Genomic DNA, 20,473 nt, shown 5'->3' on the forward strand with positions numbered 1-20,473 from the left:
AACCTAATGGAAAAGTTTATGGACATCTTTTGCAGGCTGGTGCATGGATTCAATGGATGCCATGCTCTTGGCCCTTGTTATTCCACTTTTATTAACACAATGGAATATGTCAACTGGAGAAGCAGGTCTTATTAGTTTTGCAACATTAGTAGGAATGATGGTAGGAGGAATTGGCTGTGGCATTTTGGGTGATTATTTTGGCAGAGTAAGAATGTTAACATTTACTGTCATCTTTTTTTCAATTTTTACTGGTATTTCAGCTTTTGCACAAGATCCAGTACAGCTTGGAATTTTTCGATTTTTTGTTGGACTTGGATTAGGAGGCGAATGGGGACTTGGAGCCTCACTAATTTCTGAATATTGGCCAAAAAGGCATAGGGCAAAGGCAACTTCTTTTGTTCATAGTGGTTATCCTGTAGGGTATGCTATTGCGTCATTACTTGGATTCTTAATTTTACCTGCATTTGGATGGAGAGTTCTGTTCCTAATAGGTATATTGCCTGCATTTATTATATTAATGTTTAGGAGAGGATTAAAGGAACCACCAAATTGGAAGGAAAAAACAAAAAAAGTGAAGGAAGAAAAAAGTACCTTTACTCTATTGATGCTTTTTAAAGATGGTTACGCAAAACGAACTATATTGGCAAGTTTACTTTTACTGTTTAATTTAGGCGCATATTGGGCTGCTTCGTCTTGGATACCCACTTTTTTAGTGAAAAGTCATAATTTGTCGCTTGGGATGGCAAGTTGGTTTCTAATCGTTTTAAATATTGGTGCTGTGTTTGGTCACCAAGTTGGTGGATATTTATCAGATAAATATTCTAGAAAGTTCACTTTATTGCTAGGACAATCTCTTTCAATCGTACTTATTATCGCCTATATGCTCATTCAAAATATAACCTTCCTTTTTCTAGTAGGAATCATATTTGGTTTCGTTATTTATGGTTATTGGGGAACATTCGGCGCTTACCTAGGAGAATTATATCCGACACATTTAAGATCAACTGGGGTTGGACTTACATTTAATATAGGACGGATAGGAGGGGCTCTTACACCTACTATTGTAGGATTTATGGCAGAACATATGCAACTAAGCGGTGCAGTATTAATCTTTGGATCTATTTGTTATGTATTTGGAATTATAGTTACTATTCTAAATAAAACTGAACAGGTCACATCCGAATATTCTCATGATGAATCTGTTATGGATATGTAAAAGAATACTGTTTTGCACCTTACTTATCTAAGAAACTATAAAAAGGAGATTCATACGATGAAATATGTGAATACTGTAACTGGTAAAATAGATTTTTCAGAACTTGGAAGGACATTAGTACATGAACATTTACGAATTTGTTCTGAAGCTGTACGCGTTCAGTTTCCTCATATTTATGATGAAGAAAAAGAATTTAAGAATGCGGTAGAACAAGTAAACAGGGTAAAGATGCAGGGGATCAAAACCATTTGTGACCCGACAGTCATGGGGATTGGAAGAGATGTTCACTTTATGGAAAAGGTTGCCCTTGAAACAGAGATGCAGATTATTTGTGCAACAGGAATTTACACATTTAACGATCTCCCCCAACATTTTCAAAATAGGAATATTGATTACATGGCACAAGTTTTTATCAGAGACATAGAAGTTGGTATTCAAAATACTTCGATAAAAGCAGGATTTCTGAAATGTGCAACAGACGAACAGGGATTTACCCCTGATGTTGAAAAAGTAATACGAGCTGTGGCACAAGCTCATCAAGTAACGGGTGTGCCCATCATGACACACTCACATCCACAAAGTATGAATGGAATTAGGCAACTGGAAATTTTCAGGGAAGAAGGTGTTGCGCCCAATAGTATTCTCATTGGACATACTGGGGATACAGATAACTTGGAATATATAGTAAAAGTTCTTTCTTATGGAGCGTTTATTGGAATGGATCGTTATGGAATAACCGCCAGAATGTCATCTGAAAAACGAAATACAACCGTTATCGAATTGGTTAAGCAGGGTTTTTCAAATAGAATGTTTTTATCTCAGGACTACTGTTGCTCTACGGATTGGTTTCCGGAAAGCGAAATGAAAAAAAGACCCAAGTGGACGATGTCTTATATTATGGATGAAATTGTCCCTGAATTAATCGAACTAGGAGTCACTGAAGCACAGATTAAAGATATGATGCTTTTGAATGCACAGAGATGGTTTAAAGGCAGTGATGAAATCTGATCAACTTTAGAAAAATAATTGATAATCATGGAGCCTTTTGGCTCGTGGGTGATATGGAGCAAAACGAGCTCATATCAAAGCACAAAGAACAAAATATTCACTTCTCCTATGCACCAAACGGAAGCATATATACAAACCGCAGGCCGGGTTGGTATACAAATTTCCAAGGATAATACAAAGGGCACACCTTTTTTGGGTGTGCCCTTTAATGGAAGTGCCTTTCAACCCCCTCAAGATCAATGATAGGAACCCTATATCGAGATGAATAGTGGAACAACCTAAAACTCATACTCTATTTTCTTTTTCCGCTTTTTTGGTTATAATATATCTATATAATTGCATAAAATAAAAAAAAGACCGCTGGTGCCATTAACACCACACGGTCAATGCAATAGCAGGTTCCCTGCAAGGGAATCAGCATTAAGCGGAAGTAATCCACCCAGGGCTGCTAAAACTCAAGGGTGGATTATTTTTTTTGGTTAAATGACAGAACGGCTACAATCAGGCTTGCAAACGCAAACGTAATCATGAATGTTTCAAATACTGTCATTAAGCATCACCCCCTTTCTGATGGGAATGTGCTAACCACCCTTGAGAAATCCTCTTCTATCGCCATTCTATTTTAACATGCATTAATAAAAATAGGAACATACGTTTTGTTTTTTGGGTAAATAGATCGATCTGTACGAAATCATACTTTGTTCGCTACTATATTGTTTTTACAATTTTCCGGTTTAATTTCCCACCTGTTCAAGGGCTAAAGAGACAAATTCAATATCCCTCTATACAGATACCGTGTTTAATTCCGTTAATTGATAGGAACTTTCGGTTGTTACTTCTCTCATTAGTTCAATAAGTCGAGAGTGATGGGAGAAGAAAATGATTTGGGTTTGTTTAGATAGTTCCAGTAATATTTTTATTGTTTCTTTTGATCTTTCGTCGTCAAAGTGGACCAGAATGTCATCCACGATGAAAGGAATTGGCTGGTATTCATTTACATACTTTTCTAAACTTGCGATTCTTAAGGATAGATATAGCTGGTCTGTCGTTCCATCACTCATACCTGAAACTTCTACTTTTTTGTCTATATTACGAACTCCCATTATGACAGGTTGGTCTTTTTTGTAACCTTGAATAGGAAAGGATTAGATTTATAACGAAAATCTAGCTCTTTCAAAAAAAGTGCCTGACACCATCCATAAAAATTGGATGGTGTCAGGCACTTTTTATAAATTTCTATTTTACCTTTTGATGTTATTTTTTTAAAGCTGCATCGATGTAATCATTATGGATCTGTTCTTTATAATTAAATGCTTTCTTGATGTACCCTGCTTCAGCTAATGTGTCAATGGAATCTTGCTGTGCGTTAATAGACTCTTCAGTAAAAAGTATATTGGGTTTTTCCGCTGTGATGATCTTCTTAATGAGAGCAGCTGGAAGTTTTGTTGCACGTGAATATATTTCAGATGCTTCATCCGGATTTTCAATTTGCCAATCGGCTGCTTTTTTGTATACTCTTAAATATGCTTGAACAATCTCAGGATGTTCTTCAGCAAAGCCTTTCCTGGCAATAATTGCGCCAGGGGCATATATTTTTTTGTTTACATTTAGAGTTACTCCATTCCCTTTTTCAACATTATTTAGATAATAAGGATTCCACACTGACCATGCGTCTAATTTTTTGGATTCGAAGGCCGCTTGTGCATCATCGGGTTGAAGATTGATGAGTTTCACATCATCTGTCGTTAAACCATTCGCTTTCAATGCTTTAATTAGATACACATGAGCCGTTGTACCAAGAGGAACACCAACGGTCCTGCCCTTTAAATCTTTAATCCTCTTAATATCCCCATTTTTTTGTACCAAAATCCGAACATTCGATTCTCCTGTACCGGTTTGGGCAATCACTTCAAATGGCAGTTTTTTATCTAGACCTGCTATTAACGCACCATCTCCTAAAAACGATAAATCAACACGATTTGAAGCCAGTGATTCTAATAGCGGTGGTCCGCTTGTGAATTCACTCCATTTAACTTCGGCATTCATCGCCTTAAACTCTTCTTCGAACCAGCCCTTTTCCCGAGCAATTACTAATGGTCCCATTTTCCCATTTAAAGCAATATTCACTTTAACCGGAGCACCTTTGTCATTACTTTTGGCATTCGTTTTTTCTGCAGAAGAACCGCATCCTGCTAATAAAAATATCATGGAAATGACCAAAAATAATCCTAATAAATGCTTACGATAATTCTCCATATTTTAACCTCCTCGTATGACATGGCTTCACCCGCCTGCATGTGTGTATGATAAGAAAAGAGGTCCGACAATGAGCGTGATCTCCTTATCGGAACCTCTAATTATTCAATTGGTTAGATTTTATTTTTTAACTATTAATCTGCTTACTTCATTTTCCTGATTAACGGGTACGTTTTTTCCGACTGTTACACGTCGAACAACGCGATGACGATCTCCGTAGTCTGCAACCGCATAATGTTGCGTGGCCAAGTTATCCCAAATGACCACATCCCCTTCCGTCCATTTCCAGCGTACGGTATTTTCTAGACGGGTCACATAAGAATCAAAGATACTTAACAATCTTTCAGATTCACTTGTTGTATAGCCTTCTAACTTTCCTGCAAATCCTCCTAATAACAAATGCTTTTTCCCTGTTTCTGCGTGAACATGAACAACTGGATGTCTCGTTTTAAACACTGTTGATTCAAAAACAGCACGATATTTTTTTGTAACTTCATTAACATTAATATCACTTTGTTTAAACTGTGCATAATCAAATTCATTTGAATGAATTCCCCATAACTTATCTGCTAATCTTTTCAAGCCCTCCGGAAGGTCATCATACGCTGTATTCGTATTTGCCCAAACTGTATCACCGCCAACTCCCGGAATTGTTACCCCTCTTAATATGGAGTATTTCGGAACTTCAGGAACAAACGTAACATCAGTATGCCAATGATTCGCTTTTGCACCTACCTCAGAGTCCAGCTCAAAAATATAGTTTGTATTATTTTTTACCGGTACGGTCGGATGAGCATATGGTTCACCTAATAATGTTGCAAATGCTTCTTGGCTCGCATCCGTTAAATGATTTTGACCCTTGAAAAATACTACCTTGTACTCGTTTAGCGCTTGTTTAATTTCATTTAAAATACTTGATTCTAAATCCCCGCTTAATTGAACACCTTGAATTTCTGCACCAATTCTTCCTGCTTGCGGTACCACTTTTAATTGTTTTGTTTGAAAAGCTGTCATTTTAAAATTCCTCCTAATAATCATGTTTTATTTTTTTCAAATACTGCGTAAATCTCTCTTGAACCGCCTCCTTACTTTTTATTTCCCACTTAACCCAGTTATATAGTCAGCTTAATGTTCGAAAAACAAAAAGAGATCCAACAAAGTGAGCGTGGAGGCTTCTCTTTGTTAAATCTCTAGTCGACTAGTGGATTCTTATCACTTTTATTTAATTGGACTAAATTGGTAAGTGGTTTGTTTATGAATGCATCTTAACAGGGTTCGAAATAGTCTGTCAATTATTTTTTAAGTAATCCTATAAATTTAGTTGGTTTTAAAGTATTGAATATTAATAATAACCATGGTAAGTTATTATCAATTAATTCATTCGAATGAATCGACTAGTCTACTGGAGATTCGGCAAAAAGACACATCTGTCTTTTCGCTGAATCTCTTTTTTTATTTTAGAAAGGATGATGAGCATTATGGTATCAACAGTGGAAATAAATCATGTAAGAAAAACTTTTAAGAGTGACAATGAAAGCATTAAAGTTTTAGAGGATTTTAATCTCGGTGTAAAATATGGTGAGTTTATGACCATTATTGGTCCCAGCGGTTGCGGAAAAAGTACATTATTAAAATTGATTGCAGGACTTGATTTAGATTTTGAAGGCGAGATTAAGATAGCTGAAAAGGCAGTGAATGGTCCCTCTAAGGATCGCGGCTTTATTTTTCAAGAGCATCGTTTGTTTCCCTGGTTAAACGTAGAAAAAAATATTGCAGGTAATCTGTCATTAAAAGATCCGGATATACGTTCAAAAGTGGACCATTTAATTTCACTTGTAAAACTTAAAGGATTTGAAAAAGCATATCCGCGTCAATTATCCGGGGGAATGTCACAACGTGTGGCAATTGCCAGGGCCTTGCTGCGAAATCCTGAAGTGTTATTGTTAGATGAACCGTTTGGCGCATTAGATGCATTCACTCGCAACCATCTCCAAGAAGCCTTACTTGAAATATGGGAAGAAAATCAGACGACAATGATGCTTGTAACCCACGATATTGATGAGGCGATCTTTTTGTCATCTAAAGTCGTCGTCATGGATGCAAAGCCAGGGCGAATAAAGGGTATTGTACCTATTGATTTGCCTTATCCAAGAACAAGGATCAGTAAAGCTTTCCAAGAATACAGAACCGTTATCTTGAAATACCTTGATCACCAAGTTAGTGAAATAGAAGATTGGAGCATTTAACTAAAAAAAGAAAGGATGATATAAATGTCTACACAAACAATTGCTCAGAATAAAGCCATTTCAATTAAGAAAAAGAAATCACAATTAACAAAAAGCTACTCTATTTGGCGCGGATTATCCCTGCCTGTTTTCGTATTGATTTTATGGCAATTCTTAAGTTCAATCGATATCTTGTCCGCTCAATTATTTTCTTCACCATTGTTAATTGTCACCCGCTTCATTGAACTAGTCCAGTCAGGGGAGATGGCTAAACATTTGCAAATCAGTTTAATCCGAGCATTTCTCGGCTTTGCAATAGGCGGTTTTCTCGGATTATTAATAGGTGTCATTGTTGGCATGAACAAAATGGCGGAGGAATATTTAAACCCAAGTATCCAAATGCTCCGCACTGTCCCTCTGCTTGTGATTACACCGCTATTTATCATGTGGTTAGGGTTTGGTGAATTATCTAAGATATTACTAATTGCTTTAGGTGCCTTTTTCCCTTTATATTTACAAACCTTTTTAGGCATTCGTAATGTAGATAAAAAATTATACGATGTTGCTCAAATATTAGAGTACAGCCGAATAGAGCAAATAACTAAGCTTATGATTCCAGCTTCTCTACCTAATATTTTACTAGGTATACGCTTAGCTCTAAGCGCTGCCTGGATGTGCTTAGTTGTCGCAGAGTTATTGGGAGCAGATAGAGGTGTGGGCTTCATGATCCAAGATGCCCGTTCTTTTATGCAGACAGACACTGTCTTTGTAGGCATTATCATCTTTGCCCTTGCTGGTAAAATATCCGACTCTATTGTCCGCTTTTTAGAAAATCGTTTACTAAAATGGCAAGATAGCTTTAAAGCTTAACCAAAAACCAATCAATCCACATCCCATTCAACTAAGAAAAGTCGTCAAGACCTCCAAATTGCTACAACATAAAAAGACTACTTCCTATATATATGAAAGTAGTCTTTTTTGTTGAAAAAACTATATTAACTGATATTGTTGGCACTTTTTTCTTTTTTATTATCATGGTACTTATAAGATAAAGATCAATTAATTTCGAGATTGTCTTTTTGGAAATCAACAATTTCCGATCAACTAGCTACGCTTCGCTATATTTCATAACGTCACGAAAGAAGTAATTGATTTCTGTCAACACCATGAGCTAGTTACCTAGGATATTACATCTGAGGAGATTGCAACAGACAGCGTCAATATTTATGTAGGCTCGCTTGTCAATTGGGTAATATCTAATGGCTCCGGATCCCTCGAGGTTCTAATGGGAAACGCCTTAGACCACTTTTTAAGTGGAGTATCCGTGAATAACTAGCGGTTATTCTAATAAAACAAAAAAGTGTCAGGCACTACCCAAGAAAATGGGACTGTGCATGACACCTTTATTTTTACTTGAAGAATTATTCCGATTGTTAGATCGATAATCATAAAATCCTCTAAAATATTTATTCTTCTGGCATCTCTAAGAAAAGTATACCACCATCAGTTACTTTAACAGGATATGATGAATTTCAACGAATCAATCTTCGGGGAATGATGCTGTCTTCTCTTCCAGGTTTTATTGCCATGGCCCTTGTTTTAGCTTTGAGCAAGATTCCTGGATTAACGATGCTAGGAGAAGTATTTGAACTTATGATTAACGCCCTCCCTTTATACTTGCCGTCGTCGCAGCTAAACAAGTAGCGGACCTTGATGATGTATCGATTGTGGCAGGGATTGTCGCCGGAGTCTTATCAGTGAAAGGCGGAATTATTGGAGGTATTATCGGGGGTATTTTAGCAGGACTGTTGGTCCAATACATATTTAGAAAGTGTGTTGAGTGGAAGTTCCCCGCTACAACCGTCAATATTGCAGCAGGTGGAATTGCCGGGTTGATTTCTGGATTGGCAGTCTTTTTCCTCATCGCGCCAGTCGCCTTAAAGCTCGGTGAAGGAATCCGCTCTTTATTAGACCTGCTTGTTTCTACTAATGGGACACTTGCTGGACTCATTGCTGGGCTGTTAATTTGGCCAGCTATTATTGGCGGCGTCTATCACGCGGCTATCCTTCCGATTGTACTGTTAGAAATGGAAAAGACAGGAAACAGCTTCTTAGGTGCCGTTGATATGGTAGGATTGGTAATGGTATCAGCGGGGATTACCCTTGCCAATATTGTTTCACCTCGAGATAAAGGTGAAGCAGCAGTGGCTGCACCTGGTTTTGCCATTAATATGGGCTTTGGTACCTTTGTAGTAGCCGCTTATCCGTTTATGTTTTCCAACAAATATATCTTTGCTGGAGCAATCCTCTCATCCGGATTAGGCCGATTACTTGTTGGACTTTTTGATGTTCGTGGAACGGCCTATGTTCCATCATTTATGGCACCACTTTTATCCAATAATATGACAGGCTTTATCATCGCAATGGCTGGAAGTTTAATATGTTCATTTCTCATAACGCTTTCCATAAATAAAATCTCTGTGAAAAAGAGCAAGAATATGGTTAGAGAGCAAAAAGCGAATAAAGTAGCAGGTTAATCATTATATGCGTTCGTCCATTAAAAAAATGGCCGAAACAAATAAATAGTTTAATGCTTTCCTTTACCTAAAACAAGAAGCTGACCAAAAAAAGTCGTCACTCAACGACCGTTTGGTACAGCTTCTTATTTTTTTTCATAGTAAATAATATAAATAATAAAACCAACATTAGTAAATTTGGGATACCTACAAACCAACCTTCCATATTAAAGACGATAGAAGCTGAAAAAACTAACAACCACATCGTACCGTTTGGGAATTCCCTGAATATATACTCTACTTCAGAAACTAATTTACTTTTTCTTGGTCCTCCTGCTTATCAAGCTCCTCGACTTAATTTATATAAATGTATAGGTATGGATCATTCATTTTCTCGTTGAACGAATGAGGCCTTTCAGAAGCTGCCGCACCAGGTTTTTGAGCCTGTCTTCACGAAAGTAATCGATGAAGTCATTTCGCATCGATTATCCTAAAAATAGATTCTGTAAAAGACATTTTTGGGGTATCCCCCAACATAAAAAATAAAAATCCCTTTACTCGATTTGTTTGAAGCCATCTAATATGATAGAAAGCAAACCCTTACTTGCTTCATAAACAAGTTGCTCCTTAGGGACCGGGCGTTTTTCCTCTTTTCTTGACTCAATACCGTTTCTATACACATACTTTCTTCGAAGGATTCCTTTTTTCTGATTATAATAAAGGACAAACCGCTTCAGATTCGATTTCATGTCAGAATTTTTCCAAATGATGTAAAAATACTGCTGATCCTTCCATTCTTCAACTGAAATCATCGAGTACAGTAAACTTAACTGTAAAATGTTAAAATCATTATTAAAAACTTTAACATCCCTTTCTAAGGTTACTTTTGGTTGATCGATTGTTGGCAGATACTCGTCAACAACCCCAAACTGCTGAAGTTTTTCTATTAATTGTTCGTAGTTATTAATTTAAATTTCCTCCTCTGTTTAAACGATATTTCACTTTCTTTTTATTAATCCTAAAGATAATATCAATTTTATATTCTCCCTTAAATCGATACATCCATATTCCACTTTTATCCTTTTCATGAACAAACGAACTTCTTTAAGTTCATATCTTTTTTTAAGATTTTAATCTTTTTTTATTATGTAATCATAGATTATACCCTATTCATCTTCTTCATGAACCCATTCAATCGTATAGTAGCATTCCACCAGTACCATCTGCCATTGATACAACTTTACTTAGTCTGGTAGAAAATTCTCGGTAAAATTCTTCATTCTGATCACATTCCATTGCTACCTGGTCAAACATTTTTACCATACTAGAATAAAAATTTGCATCAATATCACAATAGGAACAGGTAAAATCAACACCTTGTTCCACATAGAAAAGCATCAGGCCAACGGTTCGTTTCTCATCATTTGTCGCCTTTTTAAAAGCAGTAATCTCTTTCTTAACTTCTGCTAATCGAAGCTTCCCATGTCCTTTCTCAGGAAAAAATTCATTCTGTATTTTCTTTCTAGCCTGTTGAAATAGAACTTCAATCGCTTCGTTCCCTAGAAACTTACTAGATAAAAAGTTTTGAACATCTTTGTTTGCCTTAAACATTTCGACAACCAGCTCAATCAATTCTTTTTTTTCATATTCCTTTAACTGTTTTTTTAAATCAGTAATTTTGATTTTCACCATAATCCTCCAATTTTCAACGGCTTTTTTTGATTGTATTTATTCATTCATTTATCCCTAATTTCCCATTCGACTATATATTTTGGACAAATATAAAAAATCTTTCATTTGGGAAATAATTTAATGCAAAGGGGAAATCTTGTCAATTAAAATTTTTTCACTATTACAACAAATAATTTCCGCTCAATTGAACCAGGTGTATAAAATACAGGAGGCAAATAGCTAAAATAAAAAATCCAGGACTCAATAATTGAATGAACTGCACCCCAATTATTAGACACCATCTAACAATTGAGGTGCTTTTTTATGGCTAAATTTACAGGTTGAAGAGAAATTAAATGCGGTTAAAAGATATTTAAATAGTAATGAAAGTCAACAAACTATCGCAAATTCTATTGGGGTAGCTAAACCTGTTTTTCGAACATGGATTCAACAATATCATTTTCATGGAGAAAAAGCTTTTGAAAAAAGCTATACATCATATACTTTCAGTATAAACTAGACGTACTTAATTATATGAAGGAACAAGGAACGTCTATCAGAGAAACAGCTGCAATATTTAACATTCCAGCACCTTCTACACTCTTCCATGGAAAAAGCAATTTGAAACGCAAGGAATAGACGCCCTTGAACTAAAGAAAAGGGGCGTCCATCTATGAAAAATGAGAATCAAGAAACATCAAAAAAACAAGCACCAGTCGAAGGTTCTATTGAGTCACTCCACGAGGAATTAGAACGTTTACGTATGGAGAGTGCGTATTAAAAAAGTTGAATGCCTTAGTTCAAAACAAGGAAAAATCACCAAAAAAGACAAAGCGCAAGTAGTCTATGAATTGAGGCATGAATTTCCGGTGATAGCATTTCTAAAGCTCGCAGACATCCCGCGTAGCACCTATTATTATTATTAGGTGAAAATTTCGGGTCGTCCGGATTCAGATGCAGAGTTGAAAGTATTAATTCAAACGATTTATGACGAACATGAAGGCCGTTATGGTTACCGCCGAATTCGTGATGAACTTAGAAATCGTGGACACGAAGTAAACCACATAAAAATACTGCGTATCATGAATGAACTAGGATTGAAATCACATGTTCGTATGAAAAAATATCGCTCTTACAAAGAAACAGTTGGGAAGACTGCTCCAAATATTTTAGACCGAAACTTTCAAGCAGACAGACCAAATGAGAAATGGGTTACGAATATTACGGAGTTTAAATTATTTGGAGAAAAGTTATATTTATCTCCTATGTTGGATTTATTTAATGGCGAGATCATCAATTATACAATCGGTACACGCCCCACCTATTCACTGGTTTCAACAATGTTGGATCAAGCTTTTGAGCGTTTAACAAACGAGGATTCACTTCTTATCCATTCTGATCAAGGGTGGCACTATCAAATGAAAAAATACCGTAAAGCCATCAGTGGACATGGGATTACGCAAAGTATGTCTCGCAAAGGGAACTGTTACGATAACGCTGTTATGGAAAATTTCTTTGGATTATGAAATCGAAATTTCTTTATCTAAAAGAATTTAAAAGTGTGGAACATTTTAAACAAGAACTAGAAAAATATATAGAATACTATAATCACAAACGAATTAAGGCAAAATTTAAAGGCATGAGCCCGGTACAATACCGAGCTCATGCCCAACAAGCTGCCTAATGAATAACCTGTATAACTTTACTGGGTCACTTCAATTTAGATTTAAAGATACCCCTTTTTCTCTAAGGCAATTTCACCATAGTTGTGATGGTTGACATCTGAACTAATTGCACATCACAATATCATCGAAATTGATTCGACTGCCGATGTACCTGGAACAACGCTGAGTTCCAAACACGTTTACTATTACATCCTAAAATTTATAAATAAAAAGAGCAACTTGTCCGTTGCTCTTATTTTGAGTCAGATCTATGAATTTTTCACTTATATCGGAACCTCTGATTTTTTACCGTGGGACTGGAATTTTTTGCGTATTGGTCAAAACCCGTATCATAAAATTGAGCGACCTTACTGGTCCAGTCGCTGGTATCTTTCCCGCTGGTCCGTTCAGACATATAGGATGATATCGTTTGATCATATTGGTCAATAATTTCCTTTTGAATTTTCGCATCATACTGTTCTTTCTGAAGGGTTGCCTTAATTGGCAGCCTTGGTTTTTGAGCGGGGACGGATTGTGGATATCCGACCACCAGACCTGAGATTGGAAAAACATATTCCGGAAGATTCATTAGTTCAACAAAGGTTTGGGGATTTCTCCGTAATCCTCCGATCGGAACGATCCCGAGTCCCATCGATCCAGCCGCTATAACTGCGCCTCCCAGAGCGATCCCTACATCTGTTGAACCGATAATAATGGCCTCTAAGTCCTCGACAATTTTAAACTCCATACCATTTTTTTCAGCTGCCAGCTTCGCCCGATAAAAATCCATGCAAAACACTAGAAAAACTGGAGCTTCCTCAATCCATCTTTGGTTGCCTGCCGCTTTCGCCAATGCGGCTTTCCTTTCAGGCTCTCTAACTTCGATTACGCTCACTTGCTGTCCATTAATCCAATTGGGACCAGCCAAAGCCGCCTCAATAATCACTTCGATCTGGGCTTCGCTTACCTCTTTTTCAGTGTCGAAGTCCCTAACTGAGCGATGATTTCTTAATAATTGAATGGTTTCGTTCATACAATCACTCCTCGTGTATACGATACTACACACGCAGCTTTAAATTCAAACACCTGAATCTAATAAAAGTGCCTGACACCACTGAAGGTGGTGTCAGGCACCATTTTACTTATTAAGAAGTTCTAAAAAGGAACAAATGGTTAAGATCCCTTTATCGAAGTTTTCTAAGTTAAAGTGTTCGTTTGGAGCATGAAGATTTTCATCTGGCAAACCGAAGCCCATTAAGACAACAGGAGCATGCAGTGATTGGTTAAAATCCGATACAATAGGAATGGAGCCACCTTCTCTTTTGTAAACAGGCGATTTCCTATAAACAGTTTCATACGCTTCGGCCGCTTTTTGAATCATCGGACTGTCGATCGGCGTTAAAAATGGATTCCCCGTATCTTGTAGCGACACTTTCACCGTGCATCCTTTTGGTGCATGTTCTTCCAGATGCTTTTTAACCAATCCTTGAATCTTTTCAGGGTTTTGATTGTGGACTAGACGGCAGGTGATTTTGGCATGAGCCTCGTTCGGGATGACCGTTTTAGTTCCTTCCCCCTGAAATCCGCCCCATAATCCGTTTATTTCTAATGTTGGCCTGGAGCTGATTCTCTCAGGATAAGGATAATTGTTTTCCCCTCCTGTTAAATCAGTTAATGCTAACGATTTTTTTAACTTTTCTTCATCGAAGCCCAGTGCTTTAATTTGTTCCTTTTCAAATGCGGTTAATTCCACTACATCATCATAAAAATGGTCAACATTTACTTTACCATTTGAATCATGAAGAGTAGAAAGCAGCTGTACCAATAGATGGTTTGCGTTTTGAACTCCCCCGCCGAACATGCCCGAGTGCAAATCAGAATTTGCGGTTTTAAGGGAAACTTCTAATGCACACAGACCTCTTAATGAATAAGTAATCGCAGGGACGCCTCTGTCCCACATATCAGAATCGGAAATCACGACCACATCACAGGATAATTTTTCTTTATTTTCGGATAAGTATGGCGGAAGATGAGGACTTCCGATTTCTTCTTCTCCTTCGATGCAAAATTTTACGTTTACCGGTAATTTCCCTTCTAATTTCAATAGTGTTTCCACTGCTTTGATATGTAAAAACGTCTGCCCTTTGTCGTCGGTTGCCCCTCTGGCATAGATCTTTTCATCACGGATCGTTGGTTCAAACGGAGGCGTTTCCCATAGATGAATGGGATCAACGGGCTGTACGTCATAATGGCCGTACACTAAGACTGTTGGGGCATTTTCCTGATGAAGCCAGTCCGCATAGATAAGCGGATGACCCTTTGTCTGGACGATTTCAACATGTTCCATTCCAATGCTTTCTAATTTATTGGCAATCCATGAAGCTGCTTTTTGAATGTCCTCTTTATGCTCGGATAAGGAACTGATGCTTGGAATCCGGAGCAATTCTTTTAATTCCTCTACATTTTGATTATGTTGATTGGATAACAACTCGGATAATTGACTCATGTGCTCACCTTTTCTCGTTTATTTTCTATTCTTATATTATACAAAAAGAATGGAGAAAACCCACAATCCGCTCTAATTCATATATCGATATTCCCTCAAACTATTCAAATTTGAAATTTCCTGTAATAGTTCTTTACCAATATTCGTTTCTCTTACTTTTTTTCTCACCAGTTCTTTATCCACTACTCTTTTTACCGATAATACATCCGTACCGTCACTTAATACATCTTCTTTTGAATGAAACTGTTTATGAGCAACCAATTGCATACCGTAGGAATTATATAGTAACGTGTATCCCGCTATACCTGTTACAGATTGATAGGGTTTTGAGAACCCACCATCGATAACAATCATTCTTCCATTCGCTTTGATGGGATTCTCTCCCTCAATTTCTTTCACTGGTGTATGGCCGTTGATAATATGACCCTGCTCAGGGTCGAGATCAAATTCAGCCAAGAGTTTTTTGCAAAGTTCTTCATTCTCACGTAAGTAATAATAAGGGTTCTTTTTCTCCTTATGCGTTTCCTTATCCTGAATAAAGTACCTTTCAAAGGTGGTCATTTCTCTTTTTCCAAAGAGGGATGAGTATTCTCCGTTCCATAAATACCAAACCATATCAGTTGCAAGGTCATCTGTCTTTTCCGGATGTTCAAAAGCATGTCGTAAATTATATTCAAACGTATCAAGTAATTCACGGCCTGCATACGTTTTATTCTCAATCGTCATTTTTTCCATATTTCCTTCTTCATCTAAAGGAATGCAACCATGAATTAACAAGTTACCGTTATATTTCAAATAAAGGCTGCCCTTTTTCATTAGGAATTTCATATGTCTAGCCAGCTTTTCGGAATGCTGTACGGAAAATAACAATTTTTCGATCACTTGTTTTTCTTCATCTAATAATTGATCTGGCTGCATTGGATTAACAGTAGCAAAGCAACTATTTACTAGAGGGTAGGTTTTCCCATGTATCGTTATTTCGTTCTTTTCATAATCAATTTTCTCAAGTAAAAGTCTTTCTGACATATTAAAGTACGGGCGCCTCTTAATGATCGGGATTTCCAGTTTGAATTGAATCATGGCGATCGCTTGATGAATTTTCGTAATTTGCAGTTGTTCATGATTAGATAGTTTTTTATCGGAATGGACCTTAGGTCTAAAAACTGGATTGTCTTCATAGTACTTTTCCGCTAGATTAAGTAATGGTCTTAGATTGATTCCATATACATCTTCAATAATATCCAAATTGTCGTATCTCGCACAAATACGAATAATATTAGCCAGACATACCTTTGATCCTGCAAAGGCACCCAGCCATAGGACATCATGGTTTCCCCATTGAATATCAACCGAATGGTAATCGATCAGTGTTTCCATAATTTTATCGGGCTCGGGTCCACGGTCGTAAATATCCCCTACTACATGAAGATGGTCGACAACTAATCTCTGTGTCGTATAGGCAAGACCTATGATCAGTTTATCCGCCTGTGCTAAGGAGATAATCTGCTGGACAATTTTTGAATAATAATCATCCTTATTTGTGGAATCATCTTTTTTGTAGAGTAACTCTTCAATTATATACACAAACTGTTTCGGCAAAGCTTTACGTAACTTAGAGCGTGTGTATTTGGAGGAGGCATAAGAAATGAGCTTAATCATTCGCTCAATGATTTCTGTATACCATTGGTTTAATTCTAGTTCATTACCAAAATGACTTTTTATTAACTTCAGTTTTTCCTCTGGGTAATAAATTAATGTTGCAAATTCATTCCTTTCGGATTCAGATAAGGTATGTTGAAACAGGTCATTAATTTTCTCTTTTACATTCCCTGAACCATTTCTTAATACATGTTGAAAAGCTTGATACTCACCATGTAAATCACTGACAAAATGTTCAGTCCCCTTTGGTAGATTTAGAATGGATTCGAGATTAATAATTTCTGTTGCTACTTTTTCTGCACTATCATATTTTTGGGCGAGTAAATCTAGATATTTTGCGTTCAAAAAATATGTATCCCCTTTCAGAATTGACTGCGTTGCTTTTATTAACATTATTCATTAATGATATTATAAGGGATAAATAGAATATATTTATATCATAATACATATTTTTATTGTCTTTATTTGCAAAAGAAGGAAACTTGATGACTGCAATCGCAGAACTTCGCAAAACACATCACTCTTCACCTGCCGTCAGGTCAAGTACAAATCGACCTGGAATTGCTCTTCCAGCAGGAAACAAATCAGTTGATTGCCTATGCTTTGGTACGGACTTTTGGTTCTCATGATGGGAATCAATTTCTGCTACAGTCAGTAAAGATTCATTTTACCAGTTCCTCAGAATCCCCACCACATAGCTCAGCCTTCTCTTGTTATTGGCACACGCAATATTCATCGCTTTTAAAATCACCTCTTTCGGCTGTAAAAAGCTAGAATCATCTAACCAAACTAACAGCTGCTCTTTCGCATTCATGTTCGAAAAACCAAATCCATTGTCGTCCCAAAACTCAATAATTTCTTTTACATCTACTATTTATCTGCTATGGATATATTTTCTACTTTAGCTTTCATCCATTCCACAAGACCTTCATAATTTCTTGCTAGCAAAAGATGGCTCGCTACTTCCTTCATCTCTTTATTGCGTTTAAATGAAGCGTTTTTCAACTCTCGAATTTCCCTTGCATATTATTGAAGGACCATTGCCATTTGCACCGTATCTTGATAAATCAAGTTCATGTCCCAGCGTTCAGCTCCTTCTGCACACATACACGATCCAGATTGGTTTTCGAAATGGACCGTCCACTTATAATGAAGAGTCAGTTCACTTAAGTATTTCTCCTGAATCAACTTGAACCAGGCACCTTGATATCCTCCAGAGATTTGGACATTTGGCGCGTAACGGTGATGGCCGTTGCAGCCAGCAAGAGATGTAATACCCGCCTTGTTTAATGATTTAACTAGCATCGCCATGTTTGCATCCATATCCAAGGCATTGACCTTAATTCCAAACCGTCTTTGAGCAAAGGCTCTCCACTGGAAATGATAGCCTTCCATGTGGACAGGGAATTCTCTCCCGGGAGCGTTCATGATCTTCTTCATCGTAGCAATCGGAGTCCTGTTTACTAACACCTGAAATTGGTTATCCTGCCAAAAGGTCGGAATACCAAGGCTGCTTATTAATTGTTTTGTTTTCGTTATATCCTCATGGGTATTTTCGTCTGACAGAATAATAAAATCGTCTTTAACCTCAATAAATAAGCCTCTGACTTGCAGTGCTTCTGCAATTCTTTCTGTGGCATTCATCATTTCTAATTTCATTAAGTTCATACTTATCATCCCCCTTTAACTTTCTGCTCCTTAAATATACAAAAGTCCGGTTACGATGGTCGTAACCGGACTTCTTTATCCATTTCGGAGGACTTTTGCTACTTATGGACATGATCGGGTGTTTCTACAATATAACATTTTTTCCTTCCTCTGATTCGGAGAGTCTCTTTAATTTATTGGACTTTAATCCGGATACGATAAATCCCGCTCCTGTGAAAAGAGCGCCAATGACCTCAACAATCTTCTGGCTGTCACCTGAAACACTGGCCGCAGCAAACACTATGGTACCAATCAATAAAAGATACCCCGTAATTTTAGGAAATACCTTTCCTCTAATCATCGATACTCCCAATAATATCATTCCTACTACAAACAGGAGGGGTCCAAACGTATAAATGGGCTTAGTAAAAGTTGTGGTAAAAACTTGACCAACCTTTTCCCCTGAAGCCTGTGCGATTTCCACAAAAACAATGGCTGTTACTATGATGTTTCCTATATTTCCTAGAATCATAGCAAAAAGACCCAGCAAGCCGTTTCTATCCCCTTGAAGAGAATACAGGCCAAAAAAAGCAAAGACGAGCAGTAAATGGGCAGCAAAAATAAGAAAAGTACCAAAAATGCTTTCATGTTCACCTGCCAGTAGGTTTAAAGAATGAGCCAACACCAGAAGGATTCCAGAGAGAATTGCAGTGATACGCCCCATACGAGGAATAGATTGATTCATATTCTTTTACACTCCTTTATTTTTTTTAAGCTAGGATGATTTAATGGATTGGGAAAAAAGTAAAATGACAGAGCAGACATGATGTCGGATAGATCATGAACAAGGATTAGTGGAAAAAGTCTACGTGTTTTCAAGTAAATGATCGGGATGATTATCAAGTGCCTGACACTTTTATTTTTCCACTTAATGAATTATAAGATATATAAAGAATAATCCCATTTGGGGTCATCGGCCCAATTTACATAATCTGTAGCGATGACGACATAACAAAACAAATAATTACCTATTTTTGAATATCAAACAAGATTGAAAATTATCATGTAGAAGAAACTTCTGAGGTTGAAATAGTGAGGAAAAAGGATGCATTTATAGGAGTAAGTTTAATTTATTAAAACAATCAATATGTTCCTAGGTAACCTAACTCCATATCAGTAAGCAACAAACCGGCTTCTATCATCAATTTTTTCATGAACGTCTTACTCCTACCCATTTTTTTTCGATAATATTTGGCTCTTCCCTGCTCGTATGAAGGACATACATTTCCCGTGGAGGATCTTCTCGGTGAAATATTTTGTATATTTATTTTATCATTTAGGAAATGGCAAAGAAAGCCGTAATCTGAACTTGATCTTCTATTAGTTTTACTTATTTCCCCTAACAAAAAAACACTCACAAATATTGATATTTTGAACTGCCCCCCGTCAAGTAGACAGTGGAAATAATAAAAATGCACTAAGCGGCTTTAGCTCTATATTCCATAGGGCTAAGGCCGTTTAGTCGTTTTTGATATCTTTCATAATTATAAAATTTAATGTAATCGTCTATCGCAATAGAAAGTTCTTCGAATGCCTCATACTTATGTAAATAAAACTTTTCACATTTAAGTGTTCCCCAAAAAGATTCCATAGGCCCGTTATCAATACATCTACCCACCCGCGACATACTATGCGTCATCTCTGCGGCATCTAACTTTCGTTTAAATCCATGAGAGGTGTATTGGTACCCTCGATCACTATGAATAAGTGGTTTGTCTCCATCTAAATGGGTTATTGCTTGGTCTAGCGTCTTAAAGACAAGGTTATTATTATTTGAATGTCCTAAAACATAGCTAACAATCGACCCATCATATAGATCACGAATCGCACTTAAATAAGCCTTTTTTGATTGGCCATACTTAAATTCGGTGACATCCGTAACCCATTTTTCATTCGGTTTTTCCGCTGTGAACTCACGATTGAGCACATTTTCTGCAACGTGTTGAGGAGTTGAGGGCTTATAACGTTTCTTCTTTTTCCGAATGACGCTTTCAAGGCCAGATATCTTCATTAGTCTATAAATTCGCTTATGATTGAGGTCCTCT

Annotated in this window: 19 protein-coding genes and 1 pseudogene; 7 read left to right on the forward strand and 13 right to left on the reverse strand. The window is 37.0% G+C overall.

The window, feature by feature from the left end; translation table 11 throughout:
* Positions 1-43 precede the first annotated feature (43 nt).
* The gene (locus COE25_RS26755; RefSeq protein ID WP_098934810.1) at positions 44-1,216 is read left to right on the forward strand and encodes an MFS transporter; all 1,173 of its coding nucleotides are present in this window, start codon (positions 44-46) and stop codon (positions 1,214-1,216) included.
* Between the two features lie 57 nt (positions 1,217-1,273).
* Positions 1,274-2,224: a phosphotriesterase family protein gene (locus COE25_RS26760; RefSeq protein WP_098934811.1), complete on the forward strand. Its 951-nt coding sequence runs from the start codon at positions 1,274-1,276 to the stop codon at positions 2,222-2,224.
* A gap of 466 nt (positions 2,225-2,690) precedes the next feature.
* On the opposite strand, the gene COE25_RS32415 is transcribed toward COE25_RS26760, so the two are convergent.
* The 4 genes from COE25_RS32415 to COE25_RS26775 form a co-directional block, all read right to left on the reverse strand.
* Positions 2,691-2,774 carry a putative holin-like toxin gene (locus COE25_RS32415; RefSeq protein WP_369448568.1) on the reverse strand — a complete coding sequence of 28 codons (84 nt, stop codon included), beginning with the start codon at positions 2,772-2,774 and terminating at the stop codon, positions 2,691-2,693.
* A gap of 232 nt (positions 2,775-3,006) precedes the next feature.
* The gene (locus COE25_RS26765; protein WP_098934812.1) at positions 3,007-3,285 is read right to left on the reverse strand and encodes an ATP-binding protein; all 279 of its coding nucleotides are present in this window, start codon (positions 3,283-3,285) and stop codon (positions 3,007-3,009) included.
* Between the two features lie 193 nt (positions 3,286-3,478).
* On the reverse strand, positions 3,479-4,480 hold the full coding sequence (locus tag COE25_RS26770; protein WP_098934813.1) for an ABC transporter substrate-binding protein: 1,002 nt from the start codon (positions 4,478-4,480) through the stop codon (positions 3,479-3,481).
* A gap of 120 nt (positions 4,481-4,600) precedes the next feature.
* A complete protein-coding gene (locus COE25_RS26775; RefSeq protein ID WP_098934814.1) occupies positions 4,601-5,494 on the reverse strand; it encodes a TauD/TfdA dioxygenase family protein in 894 nt (297 codons plus the stop codon).
* A 464-nt stretch (positions 5,495-5,958) separates the two neighbouring features.
* Between COE25_RS26775 and COE25_RS26780 the strand changes: the two genes are divergently transcribed.
* From COE25_RS26780 to COE25_RS26790, 3 genes are all read left to right on the forward strand, one after another.
* Complete coding sequence (locus COE25_RS26780) at positions 5,959-6,726, forward strand: ABC transporter ATP-binding protein (protein WP_180247625.1); 768 nt, start codon at positions 5,959-5,961, stop codon at positions 6,724-6,726.
* A 24-nt stretch (positions 6,727-6,750) separates the two neighbouring features.
* The gene (locus COE25_RS26785) at positions 6,751-7,575 is read left to right on the forward strand and encodes an ABC transporter permease (RefSeq protein WP_098934815.1); all 825 of its coding nucleotides are present in this window, start codon (positions 6,751-6,753) and stop codon (positions 7,573-7,575) included.
* A gap of 857 nt (positions 7,576-8,432) precedes the next feature.
* On the forward strand, positions 8,433-9,242 hold the full coding sequence (locus COE25_RS26790) for a hypothetical protein (RefSeq protein WP_257208987.1): 810 nt from the start codon (positions 8,433-8,435) through the stop codon (positions 9,240-9,242).
* A gap of 533 nt (positions 9,243-9,775) precedes the next feature.
* On the opposite strand, the gene COE25_RS26795 is transcribed toward COE25_RS26790, so the two are convergent.
* Both COE25_RS26795 and COE25_RS26800 read right to left on the reverse strand, forming a co-directional pair.
* A complete protein-coding gene (locus tag COE25_RS26795) occupies positions 9,776-9,970 on the reverse strand; it encodes a hypothetical protein (RefSeq protein ID WP_142292187.1) in 195 nt (64 codons plus the stop codon).
* Positions 9,971-10,412: 442 nt separating this feature from the next.
* Positions 10,413-10,913, reverse strand: coding sequence for a DUF6155 family protein (locus COE25_RS26800; RefSeq protein ID WP_257208988.1), 501 nt, complete (start codon positions 10,911-10,913; stop codon positions 10,413-10,415).
* A 303-nt stretch (positions 10,914-11,216) separates the two neighbouring features.
* Between COE25_RS26800 and COE25_RS31920 the strand changes: the two are divergent.
* Positions 11,217-12,576: pseudogene (locus COE25_RS31920) on the forward strand (IS3 family transposase).
* 260 nt (positions 12,577-12,836) lie between these two features.
* On the opposite strand, the gene COE25_RS26810 reads toward COE25_RS31920, so the two are convergent.
* The 3 genes from COE25_RS26810 to COE25_RS26820 all read right to left on the reverse strand — a co-directional run bounded on the left by COE25_RS26810 (position 12,837) and on the right by COE25_RS26820 (position 17,066).
* Positions 12,837-13,589 (reverse strand): NADPH-dependent oxidoreductase, encoded by a 753-nt coding sequence (locus COE25_RS26810; protein ID WP_098934817.1) that lies wholly within the window; start codon positions 13,587-13,589, stop codon positions 12,837-12,839.
* Between the two features lie 105 nt (positions 13,590-13,694).
* Positions 13,695-15,062 carry a dipeptidase gene (locus tag COE25_RS26815; RefSeq protein ID WP_098934818.1) on the reverse strand — a complete coding sequence of 456 codons (1,368 nt, stop codon included), beginning with the start codon at positions 15,060-15,062 and terminating at the stop codon, positions 13,695-13,697.
* Positions 15,063-15,134: 72 nt separating this feature from the next.
* Positions 15,135-17,066, reverse strand: a complete 1,932-nt coding sequence (locus COE25_RS26820) for a fructose-1,6-bisphosphatase (protein WP_098934819.1) — start codon at positions 17,064-17,066, stop codon at positions 15,135-15,137.
* Between the two features lie 140 nt (positions 17,067-17,206).
* Between COE25_RS26820 and COE25_RS31925 the strand changes: the two genes are divergently transcribed.
* Positions 17,207-17,350 (forward strand): hypothetical protein, encoded by a 144-nt coding sequence (locus tag COE25_RS31925; RefSeq protein WP_257208989.1) that lies wholly within the window; start codon positions 17,207-17,209, stop codon positions 17,348-17,350.
* A gap of 38 nt (positions 17,351-17,388) precedes the next feature.
* Here COE25_RS31925 and COE25_RS31930 read toward each other — a convergent pair whose 3' ends face one another.
* The 4 genes from COE25_RS31930 to COE25_RS26840 all read right to left on the reverse strand — a co-directional run.
* Positions 17,389-17,595 (reverse strand): DnaD domain protein, encoded by a 207-nt coding sequence (locus COE25_RS31930; RefSeq protein ID WP_306573020.1) that lies wholly within the window; start codon positions 17,593-17,595, stop codon positions 17,389-17,391.
* 152 nt (positions 17,596-17,747) lie between these two features.
* The gene (locus tag COE25_RS26830) at positions 17,748-18,389 is read right to left on the reverse strand and encodes a hypothetical protein (RefSeq protein WP_257208990.1); all 642 of its coding nucleotides are present in this window, start codon (positions 18,387-18,389) and stop codon (positions 17,748-17,750) included.
* A 124-nt stretch (positions 18,390-18,513) separates the two neighbouring features.
* A complete protein-coding gene (locus COE25_RS26835) occupies positions 18,514-19,113 on the reverse strand; it encodes a hypothetical protein (RefSeq protein ID WP_180247627.1) in 600 nt (199 codons plus the stop codon).
* 732 nt (positions 19,114-19,845) lie between these two features.
* Positions 19,846-20,473 (reverse strand): IS3 family transposase (locus tag COE25_RS26840; protein ID WP_142354515.1); only part of this gene is annotated, 628 nt, incomplete at its 5' end.

The sequence above is a fragment of the Bacillus sp. AFS031507 genome, assembly GCF_002584635.1.
GTDB lineage: Bacteria > Bacillota > Bacilli > Bacillales > Cytobacillaceae > Neobacillus.